The 13,448-nt window shown below is 63.0% G+C and carries 13 protein-coding genes; 4 read left to right on the top strand and 9 right to left on the bottom strand.

Going from position 1 to position 13,448, the window contains the following annotated elements:
• Nucleotides 1-68: 68 nt before the first annotated feature.
• Nucleotides 69-422 carry a DUF2200 domain-containing protein gene (locus tag AACH73_RS16605; RefSeq protein ID WP_272741803.1) on the bottom strand — a complete coding sequence of 118 codons (354 nt, stop codon included), beginning with the start codon at nt 420-422 and terminating at the stop codon, nt 69-71.
• Between the two features lie 109 nt (nt 423-531).
• Here AACH73_RS16605 and purD point away from each other — a divergent pair, with 109 nt between their 5' ends.
• Together purD and AACH73_RS16595 are read left to right on the top strand one after the other, a co-directional pair.
• The gene (gene purD / locus AACH73_RS16600; RefSeq protein ID WP_272741804.1) at nt 532-1,797 is read left to right on the top strand and encodes a phosphoribosylamine--glycine ligase; all 1,266 of its coding nucleotides are present in this window, start codon (nt 532-534) and stop codon (nt 1,795-1,797) included.
• Nucleotides 1,798-2,229, top strand: coding sequence for a hypothetical protein (locus AACH73_RS16595; RefSeq protein ID WP_338735919.1), 432 nt, complete (start codon nt 1,798-1,800; stop codon nt 2,227-2,229). It begins immediately after the preceding gene.
• Nucleotides 2,230-2,237: 8 nt separating this feature from the next.
• On the opposite strand, the gene AACH73_RS16590 is transcribed toward AACH73_RS16595, so the two are convergent.
• The 5 genes from AACH73_RS16590 to AACH73_RS16570 all read right to left on the bottom strand — a co-directional run bounded on the left by AACH73_RS16590 (nt 2,238) and on the right by AACH73_RS16570 (nt 9,259).
• Entirely contained in the window at nt 2,238-4,262 is a 2,025-nt protein-coding gene (locus AACH73_RS16590) for a TonB-dependent receptor (protein WP_338735918.1), read from the bottom strand.
• Between the two features lie 87 nt (nt 4,263-4,349).
• Nucleotides 4,350-5,417, bottom strand: a complete 1,068-nt coding sequence (gene lpxK, locus AACH73_RS16585) for a tetraacyldisaccharide 4'-kinase (RefSeq protein ID WP_338735917.1) — start codon at nt 5,415-5,417, stop codon at nt 4,350-4,352.
• Nucleotides 5,407-6,732 carry a 3-deoxy-D-manno-octulosonic acid transferase gene (locus AACH73_RS16580; RefSeq protein ID WP_338735916.1) on the bottom strand — a complete coding sequence of 442 codons (1,326 nt, stop codon included), beginning with the start codon at nt 6,730-6,732 and terminating at the stop codon, nt 5,407-5,409. The genes lpxK and AACH73_RS16580 overlap by 11 nt, the downstream gene beginning before the upstream one ends.
• Entirely contained in the window at nt 6,729-7,439 is a 711-nt protein-coding gene (locus tag AACH73_RS16575) for a lysophospholipid acyltransferase family protein (RefSeq protein WP_338735915.1), read from the bottom strand. The genes AACH73_RS16580 and AACH73_RS16575 overlap by 4 nt, the downstream gene beginning before the upstream one ends.
• The gene (locus AACH73_RS16570) at nt 7,436-9,259 is read right to left on the bottom strand and encodes an ABC transporter ATP-binding protein (protein WP_338735914.1); all 1,824 of its coding nucleotides are present in this window, start codon (nt 9,257-9,259) and stop codon (nt 7,436-7,438) included. Before AACH73_RS16570 ends, AACH73_RS16575 begins: the two co-directional genes overlap by 4 nt.
• Nucleotides 9,260-9,691: 432 nt before the next feature.
• Here AACH73_RS16570 and AACH73_RS16565 point away from each other — a divergent pair, with 432 nt between their 5' ends.
• Nucleotides 9,692-10,384, top strand: a complete 693-nt coding sequence (locus AACH73_RS16565) for a protein tyrosine phosphatase (RefSeq protein ID WP_126424109.1) — start codon at nt 9,692-9,694, stop codon at nt 10,382-10,384.
• A 234-nt stretch (nt 10,385-10,618) separates the two neighbouring features.
• The gene (locus tag AACH73_RS16560) at nt 10,619-10,933 is read left to right on the top strand and encodes a hypothetical protein (RefSeq protein WP_338735913.1); all 315 of its coding nucleotides are present in this window, start codon (nt 10,619-10,621) and stop codon (nt 10,931-10,933) included.
• 44 nt (nt 10,934-10,977) lie between these two features.
• On the opposite strand, the gene AACH73_RS16555 is transcribed toward AACH73_RS16560, so the two are convergent.
• Genes AACH73_RS16555 through AACH73_RS16545 form a run of 3 tightly spaced genes read right to left on the bottom strand, consistent with a single transcriptional unit; the run spans nt 10,978 to nt 13,392 of the window.
• Nucleotides 10,978-11,202 (bottom strand): DUF4170 domain-containing protein, encoded by a 225-nt coding sequence (locus AACH73_RS16555; RefSeq protein WP_013480963.1) that lies wholly within the window; start codon nt 11,200-11,202, stop codon nt 10,978-10,980.
• Between the two features lie 10 nt (nt 11,203-11,212).
• On the bottom strand, nt 11,213-12,025 hold the full coding sequence (locus AACH73_RS16550) for a 3'(2'),5'-bisphosphate nucleotidase CysQ (RefSeq protein WP_338735912.1): 813 nt from the start codon (nt 12,023-12,025) through the stop codon (nt 11,213-11,215).
• Nucleotides 12,025-13,392 (bottom strand): TldD/PmbA family protein, encoded by a 1,368-nt coding sequence (locus AACH73_RS16545; protein WP_272741813.1) that lies wholly within the window; start codon nt 13,390-13,392, stop codon nt 12,025-12,027. Before AACH73_RS16545 ends, AACH73_RS16550 begins: the two co-directional genes overlap by 1 nt.
• Nucleotides 13,393-13,448: the final 56 nt, after the last annotated feature.

Raw genomic sequence — 13,448 nt, 5'->3', positions numbered from 1 at the left:
GGTTCCTCTTTAATTTGTCTGACTATTAACGCGATGTTGTCAGAACACCAGAGGGAAAATACGAGGGCTCAGGCGCTGCGCAGGATTTTTTCCATGGGCCTGCCCCTGGCCAGTTCGTCGATCAGCTTGTCCAGATAGCGGATTTCGCGCATCAGCGGGTCTTCGATCTCTTCGATGCGCACGCCACAGATCACGCCCCTGATCAGGTGGCGTGACGGATGCAATTGCGGGGCCTGAGCGAAGAAATCCTCAAAATTCGTCTTGGCTTCCAGATGCGCCGCCAGTTGGGGCTGATCATATCCCGTCAGCCAGCCGATGATCGCATCGACCTCGGCCTGCGTGCGCGCCTTCTTCTTTGCCTTGGTCACGTAATGGACGTACACGCTCGCGACACTTATTTGATAAATACGATGCCGGGTCATGAGGGTTTCCGCTGCGAAAGCCTGCCCCCATCCTGCACCGGGTAGGGCTTAATCACAAACGCCGATTTTTCCGCTTGACCCAGGGGCCGTCCTGTCGGAAGTCACCCCCATGAACATCATGCTGATCGGTTCGGGCGGCCGTGAACACGCCCTCGCGTGGAAAATCCGTCAGTCGCCGCGCGTGTCGCGTCTGGTCCTTGCGCCGGGCAATCCCGGCATGGCGGCGCTGGGCGAGGTGCACGACCTCAAGGTCACCGATGTGGCCGGCCTGACGGCGCTGGCGGTCGAAATGCAGGCCGATCTGGTCGTGGTGGGTCCGGAGGCGGCGCTGGCCGAAGGCATTGCCGATGCCTTAAAGCGGGTCGGCATCCCCTGTTTTGGTCCGACGCAAAAGGCGGCGCAGCTCGAATCCTCCAAGGCCTTCACCAAAGATTTCTGCAAGCGCCACGATATCCCCACCGCGGCTTACGAGACCTTCACGGACCTCGATGCCGCCAAAGCCTATCTGAAAACCCAGAGCGCGCCCTATATCATCAAGGCCGACGGTCTGGCGGCCGGTAAGGGCGTGGCGATTTCCCCCGACCTGCCCGACGCCTATGCCGAGCTGGAGGCCATGTTCGGCGGGCGCTACGGCGCGGCGTCGCAAACCGTGGTCATCGAAGAATTCATGGCGGGCGAAGAGGCCTCGGTCTTCGCCCTTGCCGATGGCGAAACGGCGATCCTGTTCGGCTATGCGCAGGACCACAAGCGCGCCTTTGACGGCGATGCGGGGCCCAATACGGGCGGCATGGGCACCTATAGCCCGGCCCCGGTGGTCACTCAGGATATTCTCGACATTACCGAGCGTGAGATTCTGGCCCCCACCATGGCGGGTATGAAGGCCGAAGGGAACGCCTATACGGGCGTGCTCTATGCGGGTCTGATGATCGAAAATGGTCGCCCGCGTCTGGTCGAATACAATGCCCGCTTCGGCGACCCGGAATGTCAGGTGCTGATGCTGCGCCTCAAAAGCGATCTGGTCCCCTATCTGCTGGCCGCTGCCACGGGCCGCCTGAAGGACATGCCGGCACCGGAATGGTACGAAGACGCCGCCGTCTGCGTGGTCTTCGCCGCCAATGGCTATCCGGACAGCCCCGTCGGCGGCTCGATCATCCGTGGGGTCGAACATGACTTTGGCCCCGATGTCAGCGTCTTTCACGCCGGCACGAAGCGGCTGGACGACGGGCGTCTGGCGGCAGCGGGCGGGCGCGTGCTCAATATCTGCGCCCGTGGGGCGACGATTCAGGCAGCTCGCGATGCCGCCTATGCGGCCATTGCCAAGATCGACTGGCCGATGGGGTTTTATCGCTCGGACATCGGCTGGCGCGCACTTTAAATGGAACTCCAACGCGCCGTCCTGAAATACGCAAAACGTAGTTTAGCGGTGACCTATGCCAGTTTTTCCTTCATTCCCATTTTGCTGACATGCCGGGTGGTCTCGGACTTCCTGTCTCATGAATTAGAACGGGAAGACGTTTTCTGGTGTTCTGTTTTATATGCCTTGTTTGCGGCCTTATGCCTTTATTTTCAGACCTATCGCCTGATTTACGAGCAGGGGCAGGTGAAGGAAAAGCGGTATGGATTGACGTTTTGGTCCGTGGGCTGTGACTCAATGGAACTAAGGCAGGTTCAAATATTGTCCACTTCTGTTTTGGCTGTCTGCAATACAGCCACGGGATGCGAATTGGGACGTATTCCCTTATCGGCTATCTCCAAGACGGATAGTGACATCTGGTTTAAGTGCTTGGAGACGCGGCGTTTCGGATAGGCCGCGCCCTACAACTCCCGGCGTAACCGCAGGAACAGCCACGGCTGGGTGCGGTGGCGCGTCATTTCCACCGCCCGTACCGAGCCCGTGGCCCGGTCGCCGTCATAGCGCACCCGGTCATAATCATGCACGCGGCCCGGCAGGTTGTTCAGCTCGATGCGCCAGATTGTCTTCGGGCCGGGCCGGTATTCGGTAAACAGGTTCAGCTTGGCATTGCCACGCGCATATGAGATTTCCGAGGCGCGATAGACCTTTTCGTCATAGCCGTTCCATACCGAGAAGCCCCACTGCATCCGCCGCACCGGCAGGTCCTGCGCGAACTCCAGTATCCAGTCGGTTTCGGGCTGGCGCGACAGACGGCGCTTTTCCTTCGTCACCGGATCGGTGACTTCCGACAGGAAGACGCTGCCGGTGAATTTCAGCAGGCCGCCGGGGATGCGCAGGCGGTCCATCGGCAGGGTCAGGGTGGTGCCGATCTCTTCGGCCGTGCCGTCGCCGATATTGCCCTTGGCGTCGAACACGCTGCCGTCGCTGGCGACGATGGGGACGCGGTCGATGACGTCCGACACGTCCTTATGAATGTATTTCAGCACCAGCGCGCCCTTGTCCCAGAAGCGATAGCTGGCGTTCAGCTCCGTCTCCCAGCGCTTGTCGGGCTCAAGGCCGACATTGCCGGCCTTGACGGTCGAGTCCATCAGGTCGATCGAGGAGACAAAATCGTCGAAATCGAGTTGCCCCAGCACACGCTCGACGCGCAGCAGATACTGCCACGGCCCTTCGGGCGACCAGGTGACCTGCACCTTGGGCTTGGCATAGCCAAAGCGCTTTTCGTCCGGGTGCTCGCTGGTTTGCGACAGGGTGGACCACTCGTATTTCAGGCCCGTTTCGACGCTGAGCGCCGGGGTGGCGCGCCAGGTGGCCAGAAACGAGGCTTCGGTACGGTCTTCCTCGACCTTGACGCGCGAAGCCGGCAGGTCCACCGCCGCGCCATTGACCGTCAGGGCGGTGTCGCTGTCGCGCGAATTATAGGCCTTTTCCAGCCCGACCTCGTAGGTCAGGCGCTCGCTGCGCGTCCAGATCAGTTGTCCGGAGACGATGTTTTCCGTCTCGACCGAATCATCGAGGAACCGCGTCTCTTCCGACGGGCTGATATAGAGGTCGTCGCCTTTTTCGTGCGTATATTTAGCCAGACCGTTGAGTTTCAGCGTGAAGACCTTGCCCAGTGGGCGGATATACTGAAACCCGCCTTCGCGCAGATCTTCGCGGTAATCGAGATTTTCCACCGCCGTCGTGTCGGTGATGTAGCGGTAATTGCCCTCATAGCGGTCGGGCGTCCATTTGCCGTTCAGCGTCAGCTTGCCGCCCCACAAAGGATGCGACGCGACGCCGTTCAGCTCAAACCCCTTGGCTCCCGCTTCGCCGATGATGCGGGTGCGGCGTACGGGGCTGCCGTCGGTGGGATAGACGGTCTTGTCGCCATTGCTGCCCTCTTCGTCGAAGCTGCTGAAGACGGTGGCCGAAAGCTCCAGCGTCTTGTCCCCGGCATTGCGGCTATAGGTGATGCGCCCCGTCGGCTTGACCCAGCCATTGCTCAGGAAACGGGCATTGGCGATGACGGTCAGGGTCGGCTTTTCCGAAGGCTTGCGGATGATGTTGACCACCTGGGTCTGACCCTGCATGTCGATGCCTTCGGCCCCGCCGATGATCAGGTCGATGCGTTCCACCGTACCCGCCGGGATGCGGTTGAGGATGTCGGTCAGCTTGTCCGACTTGCTGGTCGGGCGCTGGCCGTCGATCAGCACATTACCGGCCGCCGCCGCAAAACCGCGCACCTGATCGACGTTTTTCAGCGTAAAGCCCGGCACGCGGTTGACCATGTCCAGCGCCGACTGCACCTGAAACGTGCTGAAAAAGGCCTGATCATAGGGGATGACCTGACGCGAGGCGGGGGCGTCGGTGGTCTGAGCCTGTGCCATAACCGGCAGACCGCACAGAAGGGCGGTGGCACACATCAGGGCCTTGGGGAAGGTCATGAACATCCTGTCGGAAAGAGGGCGAAAACCTATCGCTTTTGAAACCTCTTTCTCACAGGGCGGCCCGCGGCCCAAGTGAACATTCTTTTATTTTATGAACGATTTGTCATTAACGGATAGCGCTTCCGGTGCAAAAGGCGTCCGGGCCATGAGCGCCCGCATGAAGCCCGCCTGATCGTCAAAGCGGGCGGTAATGGGCAGGAAGGCGATCTTTTCCCGCCATGCCGGGCTGAGCTTCACCCAATCCTTTTCCGTGGTGATCAGGGTCGCATCGCGGACCTGCGCCTGCGTTTCCAGCGCGCTCAGATCGGCCTCGCTCAGCGGCTCATGGTCGGCATAGGCGTGGAAATCGGCCACCGCATAGCCCAGCCCTTCCAGCGTGGCGCGGAACTTCCACGGCTTGGCGATGCCGGCAAAGGCCACCACCTTGCCCGGCTCGCCCACCGGCATCGGGATCAGGCGCGCCACAAACACCGGCAGGTCCCCAAACAGGCGCAACAGCTTCTGATCGACGACGGATTTCTCATCCGGCAGCCACAGGACGACGATATCGGCGCGTTTCAACGCGATGGCCAGAGGTTCCCGCATCGGTCCCATCGGGAACACAGATCCGTCACCAAACGGCCAGCCGTCATTCGTGGTGTCGCCATCGACGACCAGCAGGTGAATATCCTTGGCGATCTTCACATTCTGATGCGCGTCGTCGGCAATGGCGATCTCAAAACCCTCGCCTTCGATCTGGCGCAGGCCGTCGGCGCGGTCGCGCGCAATCACCATGTCGTAGTCGCGCGCCAGCATCAGGGCCTCATCGCCCACCTCGGCGGCGCTGTGGACGGTGGGATCGACCCTGACCGGGCCGCTCAGCGACCCGCCATAGCCGCGCGACAGGCCGCTGGCCCTGTGGCCCAGCTTTTTCAGGCGGCGCAGCAGTTCGCGCTCGATCGGCGTCTTGCCCGACCCGCCCAGCGTCGCATTGCCGACTGAGATGACGCAGACGGGCGAGCGATAGGGCTTGGCCGTCAGAAAGCGCGTGATCGTCACCGCCTCCCAGATCCACGCCAGCGGGGCCAAGGCGTAGCGGGTAACCGGCGCGCCCTTCGCCTCGCGCTTATACCACCAGTCGGGGGTCTTCAATCGGCGGGCTTTAAGCGGCATCCGCCGCCTCATGGCTTTCGTCGTCCGGAGTGGGGGCGTTACCGGGCAGGAAGGGTTTGAGGTGCGCCATGACGGTATCGAGCGTCCCGGCCTCACGCTGCGCCAGCGCCTGAGCGATGCGGTGCGCATCAAGCAGGGCCGCCGGATTGTCGATCAGCCCCTGCGCCAGAAAGCCCAGCTCCTGCCGCCCGCTGACGCGGAAGGCGGCGCCCGCGTCGAACATCTGCTGATAGACGGCGTCCCAGTTATACAGGTCCGGGCCGGTGATCACGGCCTTGCCCAGCCGCGCGGCCTCCAGCGGGTTGTGGCCGCCGATCTTTTCGGAGAAGCTTCCTGCCATGATGACCATGTCCGCCAGCCGGAAAAACACGCCCAGTTCGCCGAGCGTGTCGGCGAGATAAATATGCGTCTCTGTGGTCGGGCTGTCCAGTTTTGATCTTTGTGCCACGCGAAAGCCGAGGGCTTCGAGATCAAGCCGGATGGCTTCGGCGCGCACCGGGTGGCGCGGCGCGATGACCAGCAGCGCCCCCGTCTGGCGCAGGATGTCTTCCAGCGCCGTGGCGATATAGGCCTCTTCGGTCGGATGCGTGCTGGCGGCCAGTATGACCGTGCGCCCGGCAAACAGGGCCTCCAGCGCCTCGCGCTTTTGGGCGTCATCGGGCAGGGGCGCACCGATGGTCTTCAGATTGGCCAGCGGTCCCATCTGTTCGGCCTCGGTCCCCACCATGTCTCTCAATCGTTGATCAGAGCCACTGTCCTGCGGCAGGATGAGAGCAAAGCCCTTCAGCAGGCTTTGCATTGAACGGCGGATGTTTTGCCAGCCCTGATGCGTTTTGGCGGTGATGCGCGCGCTAATCAGCAGGCGGGTGATGCGGCGCTGATCGAGCCCTTTCAGCAGGTTGGGCCACAGGTCGCTTTCGATAAAGATCGCCAGATCGGGGTGCCAGTGGTCGAGGAACTTCGTCACCGCCTGCGGCGTATCGAGCGGCGCATACTGATGCACGGCACGCTCCGGCAGGCGCTGCGACAGGATTTCCGCCGAGGTGGTGGTGGCGGTGGTGACGAGAATGTGCAGGTCAGGGTGGTCGTTCAACAGTTGATTGACGACCGGCAGGGCCGACAGGCTTTCGCCGACGCTGACGCCGTGCAGCCAGATCAGCGGCCCGTCCGGGCGCGGCTTCCCGGCGATGCCCAGCCGCTCATTGAGGCGCGCCGGGTCTTCCTTGTTGCGCGCCGCGCGGTGCCACAACAGGTTGGGCGCGATGGCGTGAAAGGCCTGCATGGCGGCTGCGTAGAGGCGGAGCATCAGGGTCATGCGGCCCCCGAAGCGGCACCGGTCAAGGCGTCGGCGCGGTCGGTGAGGGCGCTTAAGCGCTCGCCCAGTTCGATCCGGCGCGCCTCAAGCTGCGCTTCATCGGCATCGGGTGCGATGGGCGGGTGCACCTCCCACAGCATGGCCCCTACGGCGAAGGGCAGGGGGATGCGCTGACGGTCCCAGCTATTGAGCGACAGGTAGCGCGATGACGACTGCCCGATCAGGATGATGGGCGCGCCGGACATCTGCGACAGTTTCAGCGACCCCTCGGTCATGTCGCGCGCCGGGCCGCGCGGGCCGTCGGGCGTCAGGGCCACGGCTTTGCCGGCGCGTATCCAGCGCAGCATGTCGCGGAAGGCCTGCGCGCCGCCCTTCTGTTTGGTGGGGTCTGTCTTCTTGGCGGCCGATCCGCGGATAATGTGATAGCCGAAGAGTGTGTTGGTACGGACTGAAAAATCACCACTTTTCGACAAAGAGACCAGTATGGCCATCTTCTGCGCACGGTCGAGCGGCCAGCAGGCGGGGGCATAGTGCACGCGCTGATGCCACAGCAGCAACAGCGCCGGGCCGCCCTGAGCCCATACGGATTCGGCGGCCTCACGGCCTTCGTGGGTCCAGCGCGTCGTGCGGTAGCAGAATTTCAGATAACCGACGATCAGCCGCGCCATAAAGACCTGAAAGCCATCGGATTCGAGGAGGGACTTCATGCGCTTGCCCCTTCCGGGACCCGCTCGAACTGCGTGCGGTAAAGCTCGGCATAGAGGCCGCCGCGCGCCAGCAGGTCGTCGTGCGTGCCGCGCTCAGAGATGCGCCCGTCGCGCAGCACCAGGATCAGGTCGGCATGGCGCACGGTCGAAAGGCGGTGGGCGATCATCAGGGTGGTGCGCCCGGCCATCAGCCGCTCCAGCGCCTGCTGCACCTTGACCTCGGATTGGGTATCGAGGGCTGAGGTCGCCTCATCGAGCAGCAGCAGCGGCGCGTCTTTGAGGAAGGCACGCGCAATGGCGATGCGCTGCTTCTGTCCGCCGGACAGGCGCGATCCGCCTTCACCGACGCGGGTGTCAAGACCATCGGGCAGGTCGTCGATAAACTCCAGCGCCGCGGCGTCGCGCGCCGCCTGTAGGATCTCCGCCTCGGTGGCGTCGGGGCGGCCATAGGCGATGTTGGCGCGGATAGTGTCGTCAAACAGAAACGGGTCCTGCGACACCAGAGCGATGTGGGCGCGCAGGGATTTGAGCGTCACGGCGCGCTGCGGCGTCTCCCCAAAGCGGATTTCGCCGCCCGTATAGTCGTAAAAGCGCGGAATGAGGTTGAGCAGGGTCGATTTGCCCGATCCCGACGGCCCGACCAGCGCCACGGACTGACCCGCCCTCGCCTCAAAGCTCACCCCGTCCAGCACCGGCTTGTCGCCATAGGCGAAGGCGACAGTGTCAAAGGTTACGCGGTCAAAGGGTTTCAGCGCTTGCGCATCCGGCGCATCGGCGATTTCCGGCGCGACGTCCAGCGCCGCGAACAGGCGGCGTGCCGCGGTAAAGCCTTCGGCCATCACGGTTTGCAGATTGGCCAGTTGACGCAGGGACTGCCCCGCCGCGCCCAGATAGGAGATATAGGCGGTAAATCCGCCCAGCGTCATGGCCCCCGACTGAGCGCGCCAGCCCGCATAAACCACGACGAGGGCCAGCACGATGGTCGTCAGGGCCTCGGTCACCGGGGCGGCGGCGGCGCGGGCGTTGGCGCCCTTGATGATGTGCTTCTGACGCCGCGCGATGACGGCATCGACGCGGCCCTGCTCATAGGCTTCGCGATTGTTGATCTTGACGATCTTCACACCATCAAGGCTTTCCATGATGGCGGTCGATAGGGACGAGGTTTCGTCCATCGCGCCCTGCGCGGCTTTTTTGGTGCGGCGGTTGTACTGCCCCAGCACCGCCGCGATGACGGGCCCGGCGATCAGCACGCCCAGCGTCATGCGCCAGTCGATAAAGGCCATATAGGCCAGCGACCCGATGACGATGCCGCCGTGCTGGACATAGTTGACGACGCCATTGGTGGTGGCTTCGCGCATTAGCCCGGCGTCGAACAGCACCGAGGACAGGTAGCTGCCCGAATGCGCCTTGTTGAGGTGGCCGAGGTCGGCATGGACCATATTGCCGAACAGTTGCGATTGGATGCGCCCCACAAGCTGGTGCCCGACGCGGTTGACCGAGGTGGCTAAGCCCAGTTGCGACACCAGCCGCACCAGCGTCGCCCCGATCATCACCGCCGGCACCCAGATCAGCGGGTGGGCGGCGACAAAGGCCGGGACTTCGGAGGCCGCTGCCGAATCGCTTTCGCCGAACAACAGTTCGATGCCGGGCTTCAGGCACCAGATGACGAATGAGGTCGAAACCGCGACCATGACGGCACAGACCAGCGCCAGCCCCAGAAAGCCTTTGTATTTTTGCAGATAATCGCGCCACACCCGCGCCATGACGGCGCGCGAGCCGGTCTCCGGCAGGGCAGGGGTATCGGCGGCAATGGGGGTCATGAAAACGTGTAACTCTCTGAACCTCAAACTATATAGGGATATGCCCTTAACGGGCAAAGCCAATAGTTTGTGTTCCGGCGTGGAAATCTGTATATGGCGCGCTTGGATCATCTTCATACCTCCCCAACTTGTTGGGGAGGGGGACCGCACGAGCCTGTCCGAGCCTTGGCGAAGACAGGTGAGATGGGGTGGTGGGGGCCTTCTTAAGCCCGGCGAGCGCGACGGGTTGAAACGTCGCAAGCCCCCCTCCGTCACGCCTGCGGCGTGCCACCTCCCCCGGCACGCCGGGGGAGTATGAGGTTAGAGCGATGTGCGGAAAAGTGTGAGCGGTTTTCCGCAAAAACATCGCGACAAAACAAAAATTTAGAGCGAAATGGCGATTCCTCTTAAAGTCATTTCGATCTAGAGCGCTCACTTTTTAAATGGTACCCCGTGAAGCTGTTCAAGAAACGTAAAACGCCCAAGGTTTTCGACACCTCCACCCCATGGGGGCTGTTCAAGACCTATCTGGCCTTTCTGTGGAACGACCACGCCTATTTGCGGCTGGGCTTCACCAATGCCCACTGGATCGACGACAAGATGGTGCGCACCAACCAGCCGTGGCCGTTTCAGCTCGCCTGGTTCAAAAAGCACGACGGCATCCGCACGGTGATCAATCTGCGCGGCGGACAGGGGGCGTTTTTCGCGCTGGAGCGCCATGCCTGCCAAAAACTAGGGCTCGATCTGGTCGATTTCATCGTCACCTCGCGCGATGTGCCGTCGGCCGAAGCGATCCTTGAGGCCGAAAAGCTGTTCGACAGCATCCAGTATCCGGCCCTGATGCACTGTAAATCCGGGGCGGACCGCGCCGGGATCATGAGCGTCCTGTACCGCCACCTGCACCTCAAACACCCCCTGCGCGAGGCGGTTTCCGAACTGGGCCTGCGCACCCTGCACATGAAGGCGGGCAAGACGGGCGTGCTCGACTATATTTTCGACTGCTATTTTGCCGAGGGCGAACCGCGCGGCATGTCCTTCGTCGAATGGACGCAGTCGGACCTGTATGATCCGGTGAAGATCAAGTCGGACTTCAAGGCGGCGTGGTGGGGCACGCTGCTGACCGAAAAGATTTTCCGTCGGGAGTAGGTGACGGTTGCGCCTTCGCCCTTTTTCGCGCACGTTTTTGGCTTAGAGCGCATTCCGAAAAGTGTGCAACGGTTTTCGGAATCAAATGCGCGACAAAACAAAGCATTAGAGCGATGTGCGGAAAAGTGTGAACGGTTTTCCGCAAAAACATCGCGACAAAACAAAGCATTAGAGTGGGATTTCGATTCAACCTGAACGAAATCCGCTCTAAGCTGATGGCAACGGGGTATGGCCATGTCGCTGAAATTCATCGCTATAACGCTGGCGGCCTTGGCCCTGACCGGTTGTGCGTCCACGCCCGAACCCGTGGCGGGCAGCCCGCAGGCCGCCCTGCCGTCGCCCAAGGCGTGCAAGGCGCGCGATCTGGTCTTTACGAAAGACGCCAACGGCAAGGGCTATTGCGTCACGGAGGCGCAGGCCAAGTGCCAGCAATCGGCGCTGCTGGTGCTGGGCGACGCCGACTGTCTCAATACGCTGATGTGGAAGGACAACACCTCGCGTCCGGACCCGCTGCCGCGCGGCACGGCGGTGACCCCGACAAAGAACTGATGAGGTCAAACTCTCCACATCGCTGGCGATGTGGAGAGGGGTAATTAATCGTTGGCCGGATTCAGCAGGCGGTGGGCGTGGATGACGAAATAGCGCATCAGGGCGTTATCGACCGTCGATTGCGCCTTGGCGCGCCAGGCGGTCTTGGCTTCTTCGTAGCTGGCATAGGCGCCGACAAATTCGACCGCCTTGAGGTCCTTGAAGTCGGTGCTGCCGGGGGCTTGCAGTTCGCCGCCGATGACGATGTGAAGCAGTTGTTTGTCGCTCATGGTCAAACTCTCAGAGGGTTTCGAGGGAGGGAAGGGCGGCGCAGCGACGCCGGATTTCGGGATACAGGCCGGCATTGGCGCAGATCAGCGAGGCTTTGAGGCTGTCGGGGGCGTTGAAGTCATAGGCCTGCCCCAGATGGTCGGAGACGATGGCCCCGGCCTCATGGCAGATCAGGGTGGCCGCCGCCACGTCCCAGTCGCGTTTGGGCGTCAGGGCCAGCGTAAAATCGGCGCGGCCCGCCGCCACGCACACCATGCGATAGGCGACCGAGGGGCGAGAGGTTATGCTCATCTTCGGCCACGGCTCCGGCCAGATGTCGCGGCCGAACAGACGGGCATCGCCGATCCCCTGTGCCGCGCTGAGGTCCGAAGTCTCGGAGGCGCGGATCGGCTCGCCATTGAGAAACGCGCCCAGGCCCTTGCCCGCACTGTACATTTCCTGCGCGTCGGGCGCATAGACCACAGCGGCGACGGGCTGGCGCGCCTGCACCAGACTGAGGGCGATGGTCCAGTAGGGGGAGCCCTTGGTAAAGCCCATGGTGCCGTCGATGGGGTCGAGCACGAACAGGTGCGACTGCGTCAGGCGGGCGGGCGTGTCGGGCGATTCCTCGCTCTGCCAGCCATAGCCGGGGCGCGCGTCCAAAAGCGCCTCCTTCAGCCACAGATCGACCTCCAGATCGGCATTGGTGACGATGGAGCCGTCGGATTTGTAAGAGATATTCAGCCCCTGCGCCTTGAGGTGCTGGGCCAGCGCCCCGGCGCGGCGCGCCCGGTCGATCAGCAGATCAAGCTCGTCCTGAAGCGTCGGCGCGGCCCGGCTCATCACTTGCCCCCGATGCTCAGGCCATCGACCAGAATCGAGGGGGTGTCGAGCGTCCCCTTGATCTCAAGGTCTGAGGCGGGCTGAAGGCGCGCAAAAATGTCGATCAGATTGCCGGCGACGGTGATTTCATTGACCGGGTGCGTCAGTTCGCCATTTTCAAACACAAAGCCCGATGCCCCGGCCGACCAGTCGCCTGTGTCCGAATTGACGCTGGGGCCGAACATCGAGGTGATCAGAACGCCGGAACCGGCGGCTTTCATCAGGTCGTCGGCGGAGGTCGTACCGGGGCTCAGCGTCACATTATGCGCCGATACGCCCGCCGGATGCGCCAGAGAGCGCGAGGCGTGGCCGGTCGAAGCCATGCCCAGTTGCCGCCCGGCGGCACTGTTGAGCAGCCAGGTGGTCAGGATACCGTCGTCGATCAGGGCGCGCTCACGCACCGCCACGCCTTCGTCGTCATAGAGGCACGAGCCCAGACCGCGCGGGCGAAACGGATTGTCGATGATGTGCACACCGGGTGCGAACAGGCGCTGCCCTAGCCTGTCCTTCAGATAGCTGGAGCCGCGCGCCACCGACGGGCCAGAAATGGCCCCCAGAAACAGGCCGATCAGCGACTTGGCCGTGCGCGGTTCGAACAGGACCGGGGCGGTGCGGCTGTCGATCTTGCGCGCGCCCAGCGCCTTTAACGCACGTTCGGCGGCAATAGCCCCCGTGGCTTCGGGGGCGGGCAGATCGGACAGGTAGCGCGTCGAGCGGCCTTCGCCGTCGCGCTCCATGCCGCCGGTTTCGTCCGTGGCGATCAGACGCGCCGACTGAAAGGACAGGCTGGTGCGGTGGCGGCCTTCAAAGCCGTCCGAGGTGAGAAGCTGCCAGCGGGTGAAGCTCTGGCCCGCACTGGCCGCGTCGCTTTGCAGGCGCGGGTCGATCAGACCGGCGGCTTCACAGGCCAGCGCCCGCTCGCGCAAGGCATCGGCGCTCAGCTCTGTGGGGTCGAAAATATCGAGATCCACACCGTCTCCGCGCCACAGCAGCGCCGGGTCGGCCAGACCGGCATAGGCGTCATCCGGGGCCAGTCGCGCCATGGCGACGCAGCGTTCGACCAGCCGTTGCAGCGTGCGCCCGGAAAATTCGGAGACCGACACCACGGCCTGTTTCTGACCGACAAACACCCGCAGGCCCAGATCGGTGGCCTCATCGCTTTCGACCGTCTCCACCGCGCCCTTGCGTACCCCGACGCTGAGCGAGCGGCTGCTGGAAAAGACGGCTTCGGCGGCATCCGCACCCTGCGCCCGCGCCAGACCGATGACGTGTTCAAGTAACGCCGTGGGATCGGTGCGGGCGGGCGTGTCTGTTTGCATATGCAGCATAGGTCTTTCTAGGCGCGGCGAGGGGCAGGGCGCAAGTCTCAATTGGAACGATTCGC

The organism is Asticcacaulis sp. DW145 (assembly GCF_037101385.1).
Classification (GTDB): Bacteria; Pseudomonadota; Alphaproteobacteria; order Caulobacterales; family Caulobacteraceae; genus Asticcacaulis; species Asticcacaulis currens.
This window is presented reverse-complemented; position numbering and strand designations above follow the sequence as displayed.

Excerpts from the sequence above, each read along its gene's own strand:
- AACH73_RS16605 (WP_272741803.1), bottom strand. The coding sequence starts at position 422 with ATGACCCGGCATCGTATTTATCAAATAAGTGTCGCGAGCGTGTACGTC.
- purD (WP_272741804.1), top strand. The coding sequence starts at position 532 with ATGAACATCATGCTGATCGGTTCGGGCGGCCGTGAACACGCCCTCGCG.
- AACH73_RS16595 (WP_338735919.1), top strand. The coding sequence starts at position 1,798 with ATGGAACTCCAACGCGCCGTCCTGAAATACGCAAAACGTAGTTTAGCG.
- AACH73_RS16590 (WP_338735918.1), bottom strand. The coding sequence starts at position 4,262 with ATGACCTTCCCCAAGGCCCTGATGTGTGCCACCGCCCTTCTGTGCGGT.
- lpxK (WP_338735917.1), bottom strand. The coding sequence starts at position 5,417 with ATGCCGCTTAAAGCCCGCCGATTGAAGACCCCCGACTGGTGGTATAAG.
- AACH73_RS16580 (WP_338735916.1), bottom strand. The coding sequence starts at position 6,732 with ATGACCCTGATGCTCCGCCTCTACGCAGCCGCCATGCAGGCCTTTCAC.
- AACH73_RS16575 (WP_338735915.1), bottom strand. The coding sequence starts at position 7,439 with ATGAAGTCCCTCCTCGAATCCGATGGCTTTCAGGTCTTTATGGCGCGG.
- AACH73_RS16570 (WP_338735914.1), bottom strand. The coding sequence starts at position 9,259 with ATGACCCCCATTGCCGCCGATACCCCTGCCCTGCCGGAGACCGGCTCG.
- AACH73_RS16560 (WP_338735913.1), top strand. The coding sequence starts at position 10,619 with ATGTCGCTGAAATTCATCGCTATAACGCTGGCGGCCTTGGCCCTGACC.
- AACH73_RS16555 (WP_013480963.1), bottom strand. The coding sequence starts at position 11,202 with ATGAGCGACAAACAACTGCTTCACATCGTCATCGGCGGCGAACTGCAA.
- AACH73_RS16550 (WP_338735912.1), bottom strand. The coding sequence starts at position 12,025 with ATGAGCCGGGCCGCGCCGACGCTTCAGGACGAGCTTGATCTGCTGATC.
- AACH73_RS16545 (WP_272741813.1), bottom strand. The coding sequence starts at position 13,392 with ATGCTGCATATGCAAACAGACACGCCCGCCCGCACCGATCCCACGGCG.